Origin of the sequence: Pectobacterium nicotianae, from assembly GCF_023272715.1 — a bacterium.
In the GTDB taxonomy this organism is placed as follows: Bacteria; Pseudomonadota; Gammaproteobacteria; order Enterobacterales; family Enterobacteriaceae; genus Pectobacterium; species Pectobacterium brasiliense.
This window is the reverse complement of the sequence record NZ_CP096821.1, coordinates 3,939,011-3,957,657: the sequence shown is the minus strand read 5'-3', so window position 1 is coordinate 3,957,657 and position 18,647 is coordinate 3,939,011. Positions and strand designations below refer to the sequence as shown.

The 18,647-nt window shown below is 54.0% G+C and carries 15 protein-coding genes; 10 read left to right on the top strand and 5 right to left on the bottom strand.

Going from position 1 to position 18,647, the window contains the following annotated elements:
* The first annotated feature begins 7 nt into the window (after positions 1–7).
* From MYB54_RS17625 to cysM, 8 genes are all read left to right on the top strand, one after another.
* The gene (locus MYB54_RS17625; RefSeq protein ID WP_248721135.1) at positions 8–2,782 is read left to right on the top strand and encodes a M16 family metallopeptidase; all 2,775 of its coding nucleotides are present in this window, start codon (positions 8–10) and stop codon (positions 2,780–2,782) included.
* Positions 2,779–4,452, top strand: coding sequence for an ABC transporter ATP-binding protein/permease (locus MYB54_RS17620; RefSeq protein WP_039283731.1), 1,674 nt, complete (start codon positions 2,779–2,781; stop codon positions 4,450–4,452). The genes MYB54_RS17625 and MYB54_RS17620 overlap by 4 nt, the downstream gene beginning before the upstream one ends.
* 188 nt (positions 4,453–4,640) lie before the next feature.
* On the top strand, positions 4,641–5,240 hold the full coding sequence (locus MYB54_RS17615) for an RpoE-regulated lipoprotein (protein WP_248721134.1): 600 nt from the start codon (positions 4,641–4,643) through the stop codon (positions 5,238–5,240).
* A 171-nt stretch (positions 5,241–5,411) separates the two neighbouring features.
* A complete protein-coding gene (locus MYB54_RS17610) occupies positions 5,412–6,311 on the top strand; it encodes a Dyp-type peroxidase (RefSeq protein ID WP_014914274.1) in 900 nt (299 codons plus the stop codon).
* A gap of 429 nt (positions 6,312–6,740) precedes the next feature.
* Positions 6,741–7,769 carry a sulfate ABC transporter substrate-binding protein gene (locus MYB54_RS17605; RefSeq protein WP_104213398.1) on the top strand — a complete coding sequence of 343 codons (1,029 nt, stop codon included), beginning with the start codon at positions 6,741–6,743 and terminating at the stop codon, positions 7,767–7,769.
* Positions 7,769–8,623, top strand: a complete 855-nt coding sequence (cysT, locus tag MYB54_RS17600; RefSeq protein ID WP_039461993.1) for a sulfate/thiosulfate ABC transporter permease CysT — start codon at positions 7,769–7,771, stop codon at positions 8,621–8,623. The genes MYB54_RS17605 and cysT overlap by 1 nt, the downstream gene beginning before the upstream one ends.
* Positions 8,623–9,489: a sulfate/thiosulfate ABC transporter permease CysW gene (gene cysW / locus MYB54_RS17595; RefSeq protein WP_039274929.1), complete on the top strand. Its 867-nt coding sequence runs from the start codon at positions 8,623–8,625 to the stop codon at positions 9,487–9,489. Before cysT ends, cysW begins: the two co-directional genes overlap by 1 nt.
* Positions 9,490–9,545: 56 nt before the next feature.
* Positions 9,546–10,427 carry a cysteine synthase CysM gene (gene cysM / locus MYB54_RS17590; protein ID WP_248721133.1) on the top strand — a complete coding sequence of 294 codons (882 nt, stop codon included), beginning with the start codon at positions 9,546–9,548 and terminating at the stop codon, positions 10,425–10,427.
* Between the two features lie 3 nt (positions 10,428–10,430).
* Here cysM and MYB54_RS17585 read toward each other — a convergent pair whose 3' ends face one another.
* Together MYB54_RS17585 and MYB54_RS17580 are read right to left on the bottom strand one after the other, a co-directional pair.
* Positions 10,431–12,383, bottom strand: coding sequence for a MacB family efflux pump subunit (locus tag MYB54_RS17585; protein ID WP_248721132.1), 1,953 nt, complete (start codon positions 12,381–12,383; stop codon positions 10,431–10,433).
* A 3-nt stretch (positions 12,384–12,386) separates the two neighbouring features.
* Positions 12,387–13,586, bottom strand: coding sequence for an efflux RND transporter periplasmic adaptor subunit (locus tag MYB54_RS17580; RefSeq protein WP_039312621.1), 1,200 nt, complete (start codon positions 13,584–13,586; stop codon positions 12,387–12,389).
* A gap of 250 nt (positions 13,587–13,836) precedes the next feature.
* Between MYB54_RS17580 and MYB54_RS17575 the strand changes: the two genes are divergently transcribed.
* Positions 13,837–14,517, top strand: a complete 681-nt coding sequence (locus tag MYB54_RS17575) for a response regulator transcription factor (protein WP_248721131.1) — start codon at positions 13,837–13,839, stop codon at positions 14,515–14,517.
* Positions 14,517–15,884: an ATP-binding protein gene (locus tag MYB54_RS17570; RefSeq protein WP_248721130.1), complete on the top strand. Its 1,368-nt coding sequence runs from the start codon at positions 14,517–14,519 to the stop codon at positions 15,882–15,884. Before MYB54_RS17575 ends, MYB54_RS17570 begins: the two co-directional genes overlap by 1 nt.
* 65 nt (positions 15,885–15,949) lie before the next feature.
* Here MYB54_RS17570 and crr read toward each other — a convergent pair whose 3' ends face one another.
* The 3 genes from crr to ptsH form a co-directional block, all read right to left on the bottom strand.
* The gene (gene crr / locus MYB54_RS17565; protein ID WP_010284368.1) at positions 15,950–16,459 is read right to left on the bottom strand and encodes a PTS glucose transporter subunit IIA; all 510 of its coding nucleotides are present in this window, start codon (positions 16,457–16,459) and stop codon (positions 15,950–15,952) included.
* Positions 16,460–16,607: 148 nt separating this feature from the next.
* A complete protein-coding gene (gene ptsI / locus MYB54_RS17560; RefSeq protein ID WP_039557011.1) occupies positions 16,608–18,335 on the bottom strand; it encodes a phosphoenolpyruvate-protein phosphotransferase PtsI in 1,728 nt (575 codons plus the stop codon).
* Positions 18,336–18,380: 45 nt separating this feature from the next.
* Positions 18,381–18,638, bottom strand: a complete 258-nt coding sequence (gene ptsH, locus MYB54_RS17555) for a phosphocarrier protein Hpr (RefSeq protein ID WP_005971891.1) — start codon at positions 18,636–18,638, stop codon at positions 18,381–18,383.
* Positions 18,639–18,647: the final 9 nt, after the last annotated feature.

Genomic DNA, 18,647 nt, shown 5'->3' with positions numbered 1-18,647 from the left:
GGTTGTTATGAACTGGAAGAAATGTTGCTGGTTATCGCTAACGGCTGTTGGCCTGTTAGCGGGGAGTCTGGTGAGTCAGGCCGAAGAAATCAAAAGTCCGCTGCCGGTTTTTAAAGAAGGGACGCTGGCGAATGGATTTCGCTACACCCTCGTGCCGCTGGAAGGGCAGAAATCGCGGGTCGATATTCGCCTGATTGTTGATGTCGGCTCGATCGATGAGAAAGACAATGAATCCGGCGTGGCGCATATCGTGGAGCACATGGTGTTCCGCGCCAGCGAGGCGTTTCCTCAAGGCGTAGGTACCGAACTGCACAAGCAGGGGTGGATTCGCGGTCAGAGCTATAACGCGGTGACCAACTACGAGCGCACCATGTATATGATGAGCCCGCCGAAAGGGAATCGCGATCTGGGCACGACGCTACAGGTGCTGAGCCAGATGACGGGTCATGCCAAGCTGCTGCAAAACGATCTCGACGATGAGCGCAAAATTATTCTGGAAGAGTGGCGTGGCAAACTGGGCGTAGCGGAACGCATGAACCAGCAGCGCGTACAGGCGATTCGCCATGATTCTCGTTATCCTTCCCGCCCGACGATTGGCACCGAAGCGTCGATTAACGACACGCCAGCCAGCGTACTGCGGGATTTCTATCAACGCTGGTATCACCCGTCGAATATGCGTTTGATGATTATTGGTGATATCACGCCTGCGGATGCAGAACGCGAAATTCAACGCTATTTTGCGCCGTTGCCAAATGTGGCTGTGCCAGCCCGTGATTACTACGAGCCGCTGTTGAAACCGCAGCTCAACGTCGCGCGCTTACAGGATAGCCAAAGTGGCAGCAGCCAGGTGTCATTTGTCTATCGTTTCAATGACAAAGACACATTCGGTCAACCTGAGTATCGCCACCGCTTGCTTACGCAAATCACGATGTCTGCGTTACTGCGCCAGGTTCGTCGACAACAGGCGGAGCTGCCGCAAGACGCCAGTAGCCTGGTCGTGCGTAAATCGGATATTGGGAAAACCACGGCAGCGCTGGGCTTCTTTGCGAATGTGATGCCGGGTGGCCATGACGCGGCGATGTCTGCCGTACTGAAAGAAATTGAGCGGTTTAAACGCTATCCGTTAAACGAGCAGGATATTACAGAGATCACCTCTGACATTCGTGAAGTCGCGCAGCGTATGGCTAACAAGCAGGAAGTACGCGAGTTCTCCGATTGGGTTCAGCAGTTGACCATTGTCTGGCAGCAGGATCGTCCTTATGTCGGTAGCCAGCAGCGCGGTAAAGACGCGCTGGAAGCACTGGATACCATCACGGCAGAAGACGTGAACCACCATTTGCAGCGCTGGTTAGCGTCACCGGATACGTTGGTACAGTTTAGCGTGCCGGGCGCGACGCCGTTCACGTTGCCGACGCCGGATGCGATTCGTAAGTTACAGGCACAGTGGGCAGCCGCGACGCTGGCACCGTTACAGGTAGAAAAAGAGAAAGTCATCCCTGAACTGCCAGCTGTAACGCAAAGTGGCAAACGCACGGCGGTGAAGACCTTCGCCGCGCAGAAGGTCGAGCAGTGGCAGTTGAGCAATGGTGACCGCGTAGTATGGCTGCGTGCGCCAGAGGCGGGTAAAAAAGTCTACTTCACAGCCGTGAGCGACGCGGGATATTTATCGACGTCGACCAATCCGTGGCAGGTACAGCTGGCAAGCCAATTAGTCAACCAAAGCGGACCGGCAACATGGAGCGGTGAAGCGCTCAGTAACTGGAAAAAGGAAAAAGCGCTGTCTTTGGGCATCGCTCAGGAAGCGGATCAACTGACGGTAAGCGGGAATGCGCCAACGGGTGAATTAGCAAACCTGTTAGCGTTATACCGTGAGCTGAATGTAGCTCCAGGTATCGATCCTGACGTGATGAAAGAGAGCATGATGGGTCTGGCGCGTCAAAAAGCCAATGACGATCAATCGGTTTCAGGAAAACGGGCCAGTGATATCGCCAAATTGCGTTTTGGTGCGCCAGCCTGGCAGCAGCCTGAAATTGCTGAGTTGAAGCAAATTTCAGCGCCGGCGCTGCTTTCACAGTGGCATAAAGCGGTGTTTGCCCCGGTCACCTACTATCTGGTGGCGGATATGCCAGCGGCACAGATTTTGCCGCAGGTTGAACGCTATCTAGCGACGATCCCGCGTCAGCCTGCTGGTGAAGTGAAATCACATCTGGCGCTGCCGGGTAAACGTGAAGCGACATCGGCCATCAGTATCGAACCGCGTGCTGATATCCGCACCTGGAGCTTCACGCCGCATACGTGGACGCCACAGGCCGCCGTGCAGGTGAGCGTTGCCCGTAATCTGGCGAATAAGTACCTCAAAACCAGCCTGCGTGATGATGCGTTAGGTATTTACCGCATGCGTCTCGATAGCGAACTGGAAGATAAAAGACAGCGTATTGAAACGGAAGTGAGCTTCTCCAGCGCGCCTGAACGTGCGCAGGAGTTGTGGACGCTGGCTGAGAAAGCCTTTGCTGAACTACCGACGAAGATCACTCAGCAGGATGTCGATGAGCAGAAAGCGCAGTTCATCCGTGCAGAAAAAGGGCGTCAGAGCGATCTCACAACGATAGAGCGCCGTCTGATCCTGAGCTACCGCCACTATAACGACCCACGTTATCTGAGCAGCGTATCCAAACTGGCTGACAGCATCACGCTGGAAGAGGTACGGGCAATGTCGGCGAAGCTGTATAACCCGGATAACCGTGTGCTTTACATCACCTTGCCGCAAGAGGTGAAAGAGTGAAAAAGATAGCGGCACAGTTTGTCGATCTCTGCCGCCCTTTTTGGCGGGGAAAACAAGGCTTATTAGCTCTGTTACTTCTTGTTGCTGCCATCAGTATGGGATGGACCATCGTCTATCTCAACGTATTGCTCAATGATTGGAGTAAAACGTTTTACGATGCGCTAGGAACGTTTGATAGCAGCTTGCTGCTCTCTCTCATGAAAGAGTACGGCATCTATATCCTGATTTATATCGTGGTATTTGTGCATCAGGACTGGTTCACTCGCTGGCTGATCATTCGTTGGCGCAGTGCCATGACGGAAGAGTTAGTGAATAGCTGGTTGGCAAAGCGAGCGTTTTATCGGATGTCGATAGTGGGAAAAATCGATAACCCCGATCAACGTATCGCTGAGGATATCAGCTTATTTGTTGATAAGACGGTGAGTCTGGTGGCGTCATTTTTGGTTGTGACTGCCCAGTTGTCATCTTTCGTCATCATTCTCTGGGAACTGTCGGGAGTACAGCGCTTTACGCTGTTCGGTGAGGAGTGGGTAATCAAAGGTTACCTGGTCTGGGCCGTCATTATCTATACCGTGTTCGGCACCTTGATTACGCATCTGATCGGTAAACGGCTGCACGGTATTAACTATGAGAAGCAACGTGCTGAAGCGAATTTTCGTGCGTCTTTGCTGCGTAAGCATGATAACGCGGAGCAAATTGCACTATATGGTGGCGAACAGCAGGAAAAAAGCCATCTTAAGCGTCAATTTTCTGCGATTGTCTCTAACTGGTGGCGTTCAATGAATGCGGAACGTAATCTGGGCTTTTTCACCACGGGTTACATGCGTATTAGCTTGATCGTCCCTATTTTTGCTGCATTACCGGCCTTTCTCAGCAAAACGGTAACGCTAGGTGGGTTGATGCAAATCCGCGGAGCGTTTGCTCAGGTGCATGGTGCGTTGAGCTGGTTTATTCGCATGTATCGCGAATTCATGGAGCTTTCCGCGAGCATGGAACGTCTGAGCCAGTTCAAACAGGAAATCAAACGCCATCAGTCTGAAGATGAAGTGGTTCCGGTCGGTGAACGTCTGCAACTGGATCAGCTTTCTTTCACCACGCCGCAGGGTTCTCCGCTGCTGCAAAAGGTGGACCTGAGCTGTGAAGCGGGTAGCTGGAGTAAGTTTTCTGGCCGCAGCGGGCTGGGAAAATCCACGCTGCTGCGTACGTTAAGCGGTCTGTGGCCGTATTACGATGGCCGCTGGCAATCGCTGGAAGGCCGCAGCCTGCTGTTACCGCAGCAAAGCTATCTGGGGCAGGGGACGCTGGCAGAGATTCTCTGCTATCCGCACCCGGCACTGGCTGACAGCGAGATGCTGCGTCAGACGCTCGATAGCGTCGGGCTGGGCGCGTGGCGCGATCGTCTGGATGAGCAACTGAACTGGGATCGGGTGTTCTCCGGCGGGGAGCGGCAGCGTGTCGCCTTTGCCCGCGCGCTGATTGCTAAACCCGATACGCTCTATCTGGATGAAGCGACGAGCAATCTGGATCATGACGCCGCCAGACAGCTTCTGGCACTGGTCAAGCTGGCGTTGCCAGCGTGTACCGTGGTGGCGATTACGCACCAGACGGAGCTGGACGATCTGTTCACGCACCGTTATGACTTAACGGATTTTGCCTCACAGCGTAGTTGATGTTCTTCGCAGGCCTTCCGGCTCTCGGGAGGTCTGCGGTTCTGGTAGGTTTCTTTTCGTATGCCCCCTATAATCTTCCGCAGGATTATCCCGTCTTTTACGGCACTTTTCGTTGCTTGCAGACTCCAACCCCCATCTTGCTATGGTGGCTGACGATGGAAGCCGTTCAATCTTGAGGAGTACATGCCATGAATTTTCGCCCGCTGGGTTTATCGCTGGTGCTGGGTTTACCGCTGTTGCTGACCGGATGCAGCACGCTTTCCAATTTCTCATGGTCGAGCCTGTCGCCGTTTAACTGGTTCGGCAGCTCGCTGGAGGTTACCGATGCGGGTGTCGGCGGCATTAATGCCGGTACGCCACTGTCCGAAGGGGCGCTACAGAGCGCGCTGGATGGCAGTTATCAACTGCGTAGCGGAATGGGGACGTCCAACGGTCAGCTGGTCGCGTTTTATCAGGCGCTGGATAGCAAAGAGGTGAAAATGATCATCAGCGGCCAGCCGAAGGGCAGCGTGCGCAAAGTTGAGGTCATGGATCCGGCGATTGGCAGCGCAGGTGGCGTGAAAATTGGTGATGCTTTTAGCACTACCTACAGCAAAGCGTTTGAATCCTGCCAGTTGGGGCAAGGTGATGATGCGCAGAGCGTAGAATGTGCCGCCCCGCAGAGTACGCATATCAGCTACGTCTATTCCGGCGAATGGAGCGGCCCGGAAGGCTTGATGCCGCCCGACGATATCCTGAAAACCTGGAAAGTGAGCAAAATCGTGTGGCACGCGCAGGCGCGCAACTAAGCTAAGTTACGTCTCGTAACGGGCTAATTTGTTTTTACGCAAGGTAAAAGTCAGGCGGCTTCCGGTATGATACCTGTGCCGCCTGATATCTTTTTCGGCAGCCATATTCGCCATAATGACCGTAATAAACCATAACAACAAAAGAAAAAACTGACGCTTGAGGAAGCAGAAATGACACCAATTCAAAGCGGTATTTTATTGGAACACCGCCGTTTTGCCATTTTTATGGAAGCGATGATTCAGGGAGAGTTTGATGCTATCCGGCAGGGATGCAAAAAATTCTGTCAGACGTTACAAGAGTTACAGCAGCAGTATCCTGATGCGGGATTGGGCGCTGTGCTGGCATTTGGCAACGACGTTTGGCGCGATCTGGATTGCAACCACGGCGCAGCGGAGCTGAAACCGTTCACACCGCTGGGTAACGGGCTTGCTCCAGCCACGCAGCGCGATCTACTGATTCACATCCAATCACTCCGTCATGATGTTAATTTTACGCTGGCACAGGCGGCGCTGGCCGCGTTTGGCAGCGCGATCCGTATCGAAGAAGAGACGCACGGTTTCCGTTGGGTGGAAGATCGTGATTTAAGCGGCTTTGTCGACGGCACGGAAAACCCGCAGGGCGATGCCCGTCACGCCGTGGCGATTATCCCTGAGGGCCAGCCGGATGCAGGCGGCAGCTACGTGTTTACCCAGCGTTGGGAACACAATCTGAAGCAGCTACAGCGTTTTAGCGTGGAACAGCAGGAACAAATGATCGGGCGTACGAAGCAGGATAACGAAGAACTGTCCTCCGATGAACGCCCTGTAACGTCGCATCTTAGCCGCGTAGATTTAAAGGAAGACGGCAAGGGGCTGAAAATTCTGCGCCAGAGCCTGCCTTATGGCACCGCGAGCGGGAAAAACGGACTCTACTTTGTCGCTTACTGTGCGCGTTTGCATAACATTGAGCAGCAGTTGCTGAGCATGTTCGGCGATCGTGACGGCAAACGTGACGACATGCTGCGCTTTACGCGCGCCGTCAGCGGCAGCTACTTCTTTGCGCCTTCTCTGGATCAGCTTTTATCGCTGTAAGCTCTGACGCATTTTCCGGATGCCTGCACCTGTGCAGGCATCCGTTCTGTGAGTTTTCCCTTTTTCCACTTTCCTTTATCGGGCTATCTGGCCGCACTTTCCTTTTCCCTCCCGCTTTTTCCTCTCGTCTCGCTCGTTTTGTGGTTATGTACTTTAGCGCTTAAAAATCCCGAAATGATATATATAAAGGTTATATGTTAACCGTCACTTCCCCCTACACTGATTGACGCTATACCCGTCATACTTCAAGCTGCCTGTGCGTTGGCTGCCCTTACTCACCCCAGTCACTTACCTGAGTAAGCTCCCGGGGATTCGCTCGGTTGCCGCCTTCACGCAACTCGAATTATTTAGGGTATATACAAAAACGGCTATGTAACGGCTCCGACAACAAAGCCTACCGAATAGGCTCTAACTCTGACAGGACATAAGATGAATCAAGTACAGGTGAAAGGCTGGCTGGTGAAAGGTTCTCTGGCGCTGTCATTACTGCTGGGCGGGCAGAGCGCTGTCTCTGCTACCGAGCTGCTGAACAGCTCTTATGATGTGTCGCGTGAGCTCTTTGTGGCGCTCAATCCCGGCTTTGAAAAACAGTGGTTGTCGCAGCACCCTAACGATCCGCTGACGATCAAACAGTCGCATGCCGGTTCGTCTAAACAGGCGTTGGCTATTCTGCAAGGCCTGAAGGCCGATGTCGTGACCTACAATCAGGTGACGGACGTTCAGATCCTGCACGACCGCGGGCAGTTGATTCCCGCAGATTGGCAGACGCGTTTACCGAATCACAGCTCTCCGTTTTACTCCACCATGGCCTTCCTGGTTCGCAAAGGTAATCCTAAAGGGATTCACGACTGGAACGATCTGGTGCGTGATGACGTTAAATTGATTTTCCCGAATCCGAAAACCTCCGGCAATGCCCGTTATACCTACCTTGCAGCCTGGGGCGCGACCAGCAAAGCCAACGGTGGCGACGAGGCCAAAACGCGCGCGTGGATAACGCGTTTTCTGGCGAACGTCGAAGTCTTTGATACCGGTGGCCGTGGCGCAACGACCACGTTTGTGGAACGCCAGTTGGGCGATGTACTGATCAGCTTTGAATCCGAGGTGAATAACATCCGCAACCAGTACGGTGTCGAGAACTACGAGGTGATCGTCCCGAAGGTCAACATACTGGCAGAATTCCCCGTGGCGTGGATTGATAAGAATGTGGAGAAGAACGGCACTGAACAGGCGGCAAAAGCCTATCTGAATTACCTCTATACGCCAGAAGCACAGAAAGTGATCACCGATTTTTACTACCGTGTGAATAACCCTGAACTGGCGCAAACGCTAAAATCTCGTTTCCCAGAGACCACCTTATTTCGGGTAGAGGATCAGTTTGGATCTTGGCCACAGGTGATGAAAACCCACTTCGATACCGGTGGTGAACTGGACAAACTGTTGGCGGCTGGTCGTCAGTAATGGCTTTGAGGTCTGGTAACTTCTTTTCTGGTTCAGGTAAACGGGTGCTGCCGGGGTTCGCGCTGAGTTTGGGCAGCAGCCTGTTGTTCGTCTGTCTGATTCTTTTACTACCCTTAAGTGCGCTGGTCATGCAGCTCTCAGAAATGAGTCTGGCGCAGTACTGGGCGGTGATCTCCAACCCGCAGGTGGTGGCGGCCTACAAAGTAACACTCCTGGCGGCGGGGCTGGCGACGATATTTAATGCGGGATTCGGCCTGTTAATGGCGTGGATTCTGACTCGTTATCGCTTTCCCGGCCGAGCCTTGCTGGATGGATTGATGGACTTACCCTTTGCGCTCCCGACTGCGGTGGCGGGGCTGACGCTGGCTGCGCTGTTTTCAACGACCGGCTGGTACGGCGCATGGCTGGCCGAATTCGGCATCAAGGTATCCTATACCTGGCTGGGCATTACGGTTGCGATGGCGTTCACCAGCATTCCTTTTGTCGTGCGCACCGTCCAACCGGTGTTGGAAGATCTGGGGCCTGAATACGAAGAGGCGGCGCAAACGCTGGGCGCGAATCGCTGGCAGTGTTTTCGCTACGTCATTTTACCGGAGTTAACCCCGGCACTCTTAACAGGCACCGCGCTGTCGTTTGCCCGCAGTCTGGGCGAGTTCGGCGCCGTGATCTTTATTGCGGGTAACATTGCCTGGCAGACGGAAGTCGTTTCGCTGATGATCTTTATCCGCTTGCAGGAGTTTGATTTTCCTGCCGCCAGTGCGATTGCCTCCGTCGTGTTAGCAGCATCCTTATTGATCCTGTTTGGCGTCAACGTGCTGCAACGCCGTTTTGGTCAACGGACCCGGAGCGTGTAATGGCAGAGATACCGACTGTGACGTCACGGCGTCAACCTCATCCGGTTCGGCAGGAACGTAACTGGGCGAGAACCGCGTTGATTGCACTGGGCGTGATATTATCGCTCATCATGCTGGTCATCCCTTTGGTGTCAATTTTTGCCGCTGCGCTATCGCACGGACTGGGGGGCGTCTGGCGTAATCTGAGCGACCCTGACATGCTGCATGCCATTGGCCTCACGCTGCTGGTGGTCGCGATTGTCGTACCGGTGAATCTGGTGTTTGGTACGCTGCTGGCGTGGCTGGTCACGCGCTTTCAGTTTCCGGGGCGGCAACTGCTGCTCACGTTGATCGATATTCCTTTTGCTGTTTCTCCGGTGGTAGCGGGTTTGCTGTATCTGCTTTTTTACAGCACCAACGGCCCGGTTGGCGGTTGGCTGGATGAGCAGGGGATACAGCTGATGTTTGCCTGGCCGGGCATTGTGCTGGTGACGATATTTGTGACCTGTCCGTTCATGGTCAGGGAGCTGGTTCCGGTAATGATGAGCCAGGGCAGTCAGGAAGAAGAAGCGGCGGTGCTGCTCGGTGCGTCGGGCTGGCAGGTGTTCTATCGGGTGACGCTACCGAATATTCGCTGGGCGCTGCTGTATGGTGTGGTGCTAACGAATGCCCGAGCGATTGGTGAGTTTGGCGCCGTGTCCGTGGTGTCAGGCTCGATTCGCGGTGAAACCTACACTCTGCCGCTACAGGTCGAATTGCTGCATCAGGATTATAACAGCGTGGGGGCGTTTACCGCGGCGGCGCTGTTAACCGTGATGGCGATACTGACGTTGTTCATCAAAAGCGCCTTGCAGTGGCGTGTGAAGCGGCAAATGAATAAACGCTAACTTTACTCTTTTCTATCACTCGCGCCGCATGCGCGAGGCTTTTTAGGACTCAACTTGTGACAACGCTTGAGCAGTGTATTGGCAATACCCCGCTGGTGAAATTGCAGCGCCTGACGCAGGGGTTAAACAGTGAAATCTGGCTGAAGCTGGAAGGAAATAACCCCGCCGGATCGGTAAAAGATCGGGCCGCATATTCCATGATCCAGCAGGCGGAGAATCGCGGTGACATCGTTCCCGGTGACCGGCTCATTGAGGCGACCAGCGGGAACACCGGCATTGCGCTGGCGATGATTGCGGCGGTAAAAGGCTATCGTCTGCGCCTGCTGATGCCGGACAACATGAGCTATGAACGCCAGACCGCGATGCGTGCGTATGGCGCGGAGCTGGTTTTGGTCAATCGCAAGCTGGGGATGGAAGGGGCACGGGATCGCGCAAAACAGATGGTGCTGGCGGGAGAAGGGAAAACGCTCGATCAGTTCAATAACCCGGACAATTCGCTGGCACACTTTCTGACGACTGGCCCGGAGATCTGGCAGCAGACGGCAGGTAAGGTGACTCACTTTATCTCCAGCATGGGAACGACCGGCACGATTTCCGGCGTCAGCCGCTATCTTAAGCTGCAGAACCCAGCGATTTGCACGGTGGGATTACAGCCTGCGGAAGGCAGCCACATTCCCGGTATTCGCCGCTGGACGCCGGACTATATGCCAGGGATTTTTCGTGCCGATCTGGTCGATCGCATTCTGGATATGACGCAGGTGGACGCCGAGAATACGTTACGCCAACTGGCGCGTCAGGAAGGCATCTTCTGCGGCGTCAGTTCCGGTGGCGCTGTGGCTGGCGCACTGCGGCTTGCGGCAGAAAACCCCGGCAGCGTGATTGTGGCAATCGCCTGCGATCGTGGCGATCGGTATCTGTCCACCGGGGTATTTGACTGACGACTATTCCCGCTCCAGCGCGTGAATCGGTTCCATCCGTGCGGCTCGTCGTGCGGGGAAGAAGCCGAAGATAATGCCGATCAGGCTGGAGCACAGGAACGCGGCAATAATCGAGGAACTGGAATAGATCATCGCGAAATTACTGCTGAACTGGGCGAATAGCACGCCGATAGCCAGCGACAGCCCCACGCCGATGATGCCGCCGAACAGGCAAACCAGTACCGCTTCGATCAAAAACTGCTGCATGATATCGCTGGTGCGTGCGCCAACCGCCATACGGACGCCGATCTCCCGGGTTCGCTCCGTGACGGAAACCAGCATGATGTTCATCACGCCGATCCCGCCGACCAGCAGCGAGATCAAGGCAATCATCGACACCAGCAGCGTGAGCGTGGTGGTGGTTTTCTCGATCATCTGACGGATGCTGTCCGTGTTCATGATAAAGAAATCTTTCGTACCGTGCCGCTGCGTCAGCAGGGCGGTGATGCTTTTCTCCGCGACGTTCATATCCACATTGTCTTTCACCCGCACCGTGATGCTTTTCAGGTACGACTGTCCGACCATGCGCTTCATCACCGTGGTGTACGGCACCCAGACATTCAGGTTTTCATCGCTACCGAAGCCTCCCTGATTCTTACTGACGACGCCGATAATCCGCACGGGCAGCGAGCCTAGCAAAATCACTTGTCCAATGGGATCTTCGCCGTGAGGAAAGAGCTTGTTAAGCGTATTTTTATCAATCACGGCGTCCTGCTTCAGTTCATCGACGCTACTGCGCGGGAAAAGCACGCCGCGTTGCAGGGTGTAGCCACGCACGGTGAAGAACTGCTCGCCAACCCCGGAAATGCTGGCGGAAACGGCAATGTTGCCGTAGCGCATCGTTACGCTGGTGGAAATAGAAGGCGTAACGCTATGCACGTAGGGCTGCTGCGTCAGCGGCTGGATATCACTGGCCCGCAGCGTCTGGATGGCGCTGGCATCCATGTCGCCGAAGTCTTTGCCAGGGAAAATTTCCAGCGTGCTGGTGCCCATCGAATTGATATCGGCCAGCACCTGTTCCTGTGAGCCTTTTCCCAGCGCGACCACCGAGACGACAGACGCGATACCGATGATGATGCCGAGCATGGTCAGGAAGGTGCGCATCCGCTGGGCGTTCATCGCCAGCAGCGCCATTTTAAACGCGTCGATAAAGCGATCTTTGAACTGATTCAGAGCGGACGTCGCCGGAGAGCTGGTGGCTTCCGTTGACGGCACGGCGGCCTCTTCGGGGCGCGTTTGTCGGTCGGCAATCACTTCGCCATCGCGCAGTTCGATGATGCGCTGAGCGTGTTCGGCAATCGTCATATCGTGGGTGACGATCACGACGGTATTGCCCTGCCTGTGCAGATCGCGAAGTATGCTCAGAACCTCGTTGCCGCTGTGGGTGTCCAGCGCACCGGTTGGCTCATCCGCCAGAATAATGCCGCCGCCGTTCATCAGCGCCCGTGCGATACTCACGCGCTGCTGCTGGCCGCCGGAAAGCTGGCTGGGCCGATAGTGGAGGCGACTTTCCAGTCCTAGCCGAGTAAGCAGCTCTGCCGCCCGTTGACGGCGCGCCAGCCGGCTTTTTCCGGCATAAATGGCTGGCACTTCAACATTCCCCAGAGCGCTGAGATCGCCGAGCAGGTGATAGCGCTGGAAAATAAAGCCGAAATGCTCGCGGCGCAGTTCCGCGAGCTGGTCGTTATCCAGTTCGCCAACGGCGCGTCCTGCCACCTGATAATCACCAGAGGACGGTTTATCCAGACAGCCGAGAATATTCATCAGCGTCGATTTTCCTGACCCAGACGCCCCGACGATCGCCACCATTTCTCCCTGATTGATGGTCAGGTTGATGTCTTTGAGGACGGTGACGTCCTGTTCGCCGTTGGAAAAGCGGCGGGTAATACCGGTCAGCTTAAGTAAGGATGTGGACATACGTTACATCCCCATCGGTGGGCCAGGATGCGTAGACGCGACATCGCCGGACGATGGGCTGACAACGACCTGTTCCCCCACGCTGAGCCCCGAATGAATCTGGGTGCGCACGTTATCGTTGAGGCCAAGCGTCACCAGACGCGATTCAACCTTCTTGTTCGCATTCACGACCTGCACGTACCACATGCCGTCACGCGAGGTTAACGCCGTCGCGGGAACAACAATGGCGTTTTTCACTGAAGACAGCAGAATATACACCTGCGCCGTCATGGAAATGCGCAAGACGCCATCAGGGTTTTTCACATCGAACAGGCCGTTGTAATAGATTGCGGTACTGGATGATGAACTGGAACTGCTGCTTGAACTGGATGAGGTTGTGGTCGAGTCCGTGTTGATGGAGTCTGGCGCTGGTTCAATTGAGCTCAGCGTGGCTTCGTAACGGTTATTCGGTTCGCCCAGAATACTGAACCACACGGGCATGCCGGTTTTCACCTTGACGACGTCGGCCTCTGAGATTTTCACCTTGATGGTCATGGTGTCCAGATTGGCGACTTTGGCGATGGTCGGCGTCGTCTGAATCGCGTTGACCGTTTGCCCCGCTTCAACCGGAATGGCCACCACGGTACCGTCCATCGGTGAACGAATTTGGGTGTATCCCAGATTAACCTTGGCGGTGTTGACGGTAATCTGTGCCTGAATGATTTGGGCGTCCAACGCGTCGATATTGGCTCTGGTAGCATCCAGCGTCGCTTTTGCGCTGTCGTAGTCGGCCTGTGCCCCAACGCCACGTTTCATCAACATTTGCTGACGCTGCCAGCTTAATTCGTTATTACGCAGTTCCGCCAGTTTGGCCGCTCGCTGTGCCTGAATGTTTTTTAACGCGGCCTCACCGTTTTTTAGCGTGTCCTGCTGAGTGAGGTCATCAATCTCAGCGATCAATTGTCCCTTTTTCACTTTATCACCCAGTTCGACGTGCAGCGCTTTGATTTGCCCCGAGGCTTGTGCACCGACGCTGACCTGCTTCTGTGCCTCAATTTTACCGTCAGCGAGCACGGTCTGTTCGAGATCCGCAATCTCGGCGGCGGTGGTAAGCGCATTGGGTGCTGGCGATGGCTTATTGAAAAACAGATGAAGAACTACAGCAGCAGCGATAAGGCCAAGCGCGATCGTCGTACGGCGTCGTGTAAAAAATCGTGATTGCATCAGGGGAAGTCGTCCTTAATTCATGCATCTGAACGGGAATAAATAACGCAGGTGAGTAATTTACCCCGAGTCCGTAAAGGTAGCGGTAATCTTTGCTGAAAGAAATGGTAAGGATTAAGTAAATCTGGCTGCGAATATTCACGCCAGGCCTGAGAATACATCATCTATACCCATCATACTTCAAGCTGCTTGTGCGTTTCCTTCCCGCAACTCGAATACGTAGGGTATACCCGATTAATGAGGACAGGATATGAATATTTTACTGGTCGATGACGACGTAGAGCTGGGCGATATGCTCTGTGAGTATCTGAATGCGGAAGGGTTTTCAACCTCGCGGGTGCTGACGGGCAAAGAGGGCGTCGATGGCGCGATATCGGGGGATTACACCGCGATTATTCTGGATGTCATGCTGCCCGATATGAGCGGGATTGACGTGCTGCGCCAGATCAGAAAAACCCAGCAGTTGCCCGTCATTATGCTGACGGCGAGAGGCGACAACATCGACAGAGTTATCGGTCTGGAAATGGGCGCGGATGACTATATGCCTAAACCTTGTTACCCGCGCGAGCTGGTGGCAAGACTACGGGCGGTACTACGTCGTTATGACGATCAGCCGAGCACAAAGCGCGACGAGAGCCTTGCCGCCAGCGGCGATCTGGTGTTGAACCCTGCCACGCGCATCAGCGAATGGCGTGGGAAGCCGTTTGATCTGACGGCGTCTGAGTTTAATTTGCTGGAGCTGCTGTTGCGTTCCCCGGAGCGGGTGGTGTCAAAAGATGAGCTGTCCGAAAAATGTCTGGGGCGTCGCCGTGAAGCGTATGACCGCAGCGTGGACGTGCACATCAGCAATATTCGTCAAAAGCTTGGCGTCTTGCCTGGCAACACCATGACGATTGAAACCGTGCGCAGCGTGGGATACCGGATTCGCTGATGATGATTCGTGGACGACTTTTCTGGAAGATACTGCTCGGGTTCTGGCTGACGTTTCTCGTCATGTCTCAACTGCTGTGGCTGGCTTTTTCTTTTTACGGCGAGCGACATAAGCCGTTGGAAGAGATCGTGGTGTCGCGCATTGCGACAATGCAAACGGAGATGGTGGCGGCTGCGCTGCAACATGGCGGCTTGGGTGAACTGAACGATGTGATGTCGCTGCTGCCGCAGCAAGAGCAGCAATACATTTCCGTCACGGAATCGCCGCTGCCGCTGTCCGATCAGGAGTTGGTTTCTGGCTCGCAGAACGCGTTGCTCGATGAGGCTTTTGCGCCGGATAAACGTGGCATGCCGCGTGCCACGCACATTATCAAGCAGGTCAACGGCCCAGCCGGAAAGTGGTATCAGATTCGCTATGACGCCGAGCTGCTGCGCAGTGAATTTCGTCCCCCTCGGCCAGTCGAATTTCTCAACGTGCCCGTGCCGTTTATCATCATTGCGGGGTTTGGTGGCCTGTTGTTCAGCTCGGTGCTGGCATGGAGCCTGGCTCGTCCGCTAAGTCAGATTCGTGCGGGGTTTGATCAGGTTGCGCAGGGCGATCTGAACGTGCGTCTGCTACCGGTGATGCATAAACGTCATGATGAAATCAGCGATGTCGCGCGTGATTTTGATTCGATGGTTGAACGACTGGACAGTCTGGCCAGCGCGCGTGAACAGCTGCTGCATGATGTCTCCCATGAGCTGCGCTCCCCGCTGGCGCGTTTGCAGCTCGCTATCGGGTTGATACGACAGAATCCCGACAATATAGAGAGTTCCTTGCAGCGTATTGAGCGTGAAGCTTTGCTGATGGATAAGATGATTGGCGAACTGCTGACGCTATCGCGCACGGAGCATTCTGGTATTGAGGAAGCCTATTTCGATTTGCTGGGGCTGGTGACTGCCGTGGTCAATGATGCGCGCTACGAAGCGCAAGTCACCGGCGTTGAAATCCTGCTGACGGCCGATGAGGACGAAGACTACACGACTAAAGGCAATGCGGAGCTGATGCGCAGGGCGGTCGATAATGTGATGCGCAACGCGCTACGTTTTTCTGCTCCCACGCAGCAGGTTTCCGTGTCGCTCATTGGCAATGAACATGAGTGGACGATTCAGGTCGCCGATCAGGGACCCGGCGTGGAGAAAAGTAAGCTTTCCAGCATCTTCGATCCTTTCATTCGTGTTGATTCGCCGCTGTCTGGCAAAGGCTATGGGCTGGGGCTGGCGATTACCCGTAAAGTCGTACTGGCGCACGGCGGGCATATTGAGGCGGATAATGGTGAGCAGTGCGGGTTAGTGATTCGCCTGTGCGTGCCGCGCTGGAAAGCCTGAAACGAAAACGGCACCATCCGGGTGCCGTCTCGTGCAAACGTAGTAAACCATCCGTAGAAGGCGGCTTACTTTTTGATACGGATAACCGGAGTTTCACCGACAACAACCGTACCACTCAGTTTGGTCAATTCCTTGATTTCATCCATGTTGGAAATAACCACTGGTGTCAGAGTAGACTTCGCTTTTTCTTCCAGCAGAGCCAGGTCAAACTCAATAACGAGATCGCCTTTCTTCACGCGCTGGCCTTCTTCAGCGATGCGCTTGAAGCCTTCGCCTTTCAATTCAACGGTATCAATACCAAAGTGCACAAACAGCTCAATGCCGCTGTCAGACTCGATGGAAAACGCATGGTTGGTTTCAAAAATCTTACCGATGGTGCCGTCTACCGGTGCGACAATCTTGTTGCCAGTTGGTTTGATGGCAATACCGTCACCGACGATTTTCTCTGCAAATACGACATCAGGAACGTCTTCAATATTGACGATTTCGCCGGACAGCGGGGCAATGATTTCGATGCTGCCAGTGTCTTTTTTGTCGTCAGAAACCAGAGACTTCAATTTATCGAACAAACCCATGATTCTCTCCTAAGCATTAATATTGGGCCAGCGTATACCCTAATCTTTCAAGTTGGTGTGGCATTGGTTTTCTTCGCTACCCCGACTGCGAATCTATCGCCTGTCGGGGTGCTGATTGCCACCTTGAAACCTATTAGGTAAAGCAGAATCAGCAGAGCGTTTTTTCTTTAATAAAGCGGCTCACCAGATTGCTTAACTCTTGTGCTGTCGGTTGAGCGAGTGCTTGTTCCGCCAGCGCCTTCGCATCTTCGTAATTCGCATTACGGATGATTTTCTTGATGCTCGGGATAGAGATCGCACTCATGCTGAATTCGTCCAGACCCATTCCCAATAACAGTAGTGTAGCACGTTCGTCACCGGCGAGCTCACCACACATCCCTGTCCACTTGCCTTCGGCATGAGACGCGTCGATGACCTGTTTGATCAGAGTCAGGACAGCAGGGGACATCGGGTTATAGAGATGAGAAATCAGCTCATTACCGCGATCAACTGCCAGAGTATACTGGGTTAAGTCATTTGTCCCAATACTAAAGAAGTCGACTTCTTTGGCTAAATGTGGCGCGATAGCGGCGGCGGCAGGTGTTTCAACCATCACGCCGACTTCAATGCTTTCGTCGAAGGCTTTACCTTCTTCTCTCAGCTGTGCTTTCAGTATCTCCAGTTCGGCTTTCAGCTCACGCACTTCTTCCACGGAAATAATCATCGGGAACATGATACGCAGCTTGCCAAATTTTGATGCGCGCAGAATGGCACGCAGCTGGGCATGCAGGATTTCTTTACGATCCAGACAGATACGGATAGCACGCCAGCCAAGGAACGGGTTCTCTTCCTTCGGCAGGTTCATGTATGGCAGATCTTTGTCGCCACCGATATCCATGGTACGGACGATAACAGCCTGAGCGCCAACGGCTTCGGCAACCGCCTTATACGCCTGGAACTGCTCTTCTTCGGTAGGCAGCGAGTCACGATCCATGAACAGGAATTCGGTACGATACAGGCCGACACCTTCTGCGCCGTTACGCTCAGCACCCGCGACATCACGCACGGTACCGATGTTGGCACAGACTTCAACCTGATGACCGTCCAGCGTGATGGCCGGCAGATCTTTCAGCTTAGCCAGCTCATACTTTTCAGCGTGATATTGCTGCTGAACCGCTTTTAATTCTTCAATTTTATCCGCAGTCGGATTTTGATAGATCTGGTTGTTTACGGCATCCAGGATCAGATAGTCGCCGTTTTTAACCTGCTGGGTCACGTTGGTCGTGCCGACGATCGCAGGCAGTTCCAGCGAACGGGCCATAATGGACGTGTGGGACGTGCGGCCACCGAGGTCGGTGATAAAGCCCAGCACTTTGTCCAGATTCAGCTGCGCGGTTTCTGACGGTGTCAGGTCCGTTGCAACCAGAATGACTTCATCCTGAATATCGCCCAGATCGACGATAGGCATATTGAGAATATTTCTGAGCAAACGCTTCCCGATATCACGCATGTCTGCGGCGCGTTCTTTCAGATATTCATCATCAAGCTCTTCCAGTGCTTTAGCCTGGTTTTCGATGACGGAAAACGCAGCGGCGTCGGCGGAAGCATGTTCATCTTTAATCAGGGCTATGATTTCCTGCTCGAACTCTTCATCTTCCAGCAACATGATGTGGCCTTCGAAGATGGCTTCTTTCTCTGCGCCCAGCGTCTCGCCCGCTTTCTTCTTGATAGCTTCCAACTGTGCGGATGCTTTGGAACGGCCAGTCAGAAAACGTTCAATTTCCTGCTCTACCTGATCCGCAGAGATTTTTTTCCGGTTGATGAGAATTTCATCTTCTTTCAGTAACAGTGCCTTACCAAAAGCAATACCCGGTGATACTAATATGCCTGAAATCATAACCCTACCTTACTCGATTCTGGTGTTCACTAAAAAACTCGTCGGTTACTCGAGCTCAGCCATCAGCTTGACCAGGTGTTCAACCGCTTTTTGTTCGTCTTCGCCTTCCGCAGCGATAGTAACCACAGTTCCTTGTGTTAAGCCGAGTGTTTGTAATTTGAACAGGCTCTTGGCGCTAGCGCTCTTGCCGTTGGACGTCACGGTGATTTCTGAGGTGAAGCCTTTGGCTTCTTTGACGAACTGAGCAGCAGGACGAGTGTGCAGGCCATTTGGTGCGGTGATAGTCACTTCTTGCTGGAACATGCTTTTTTC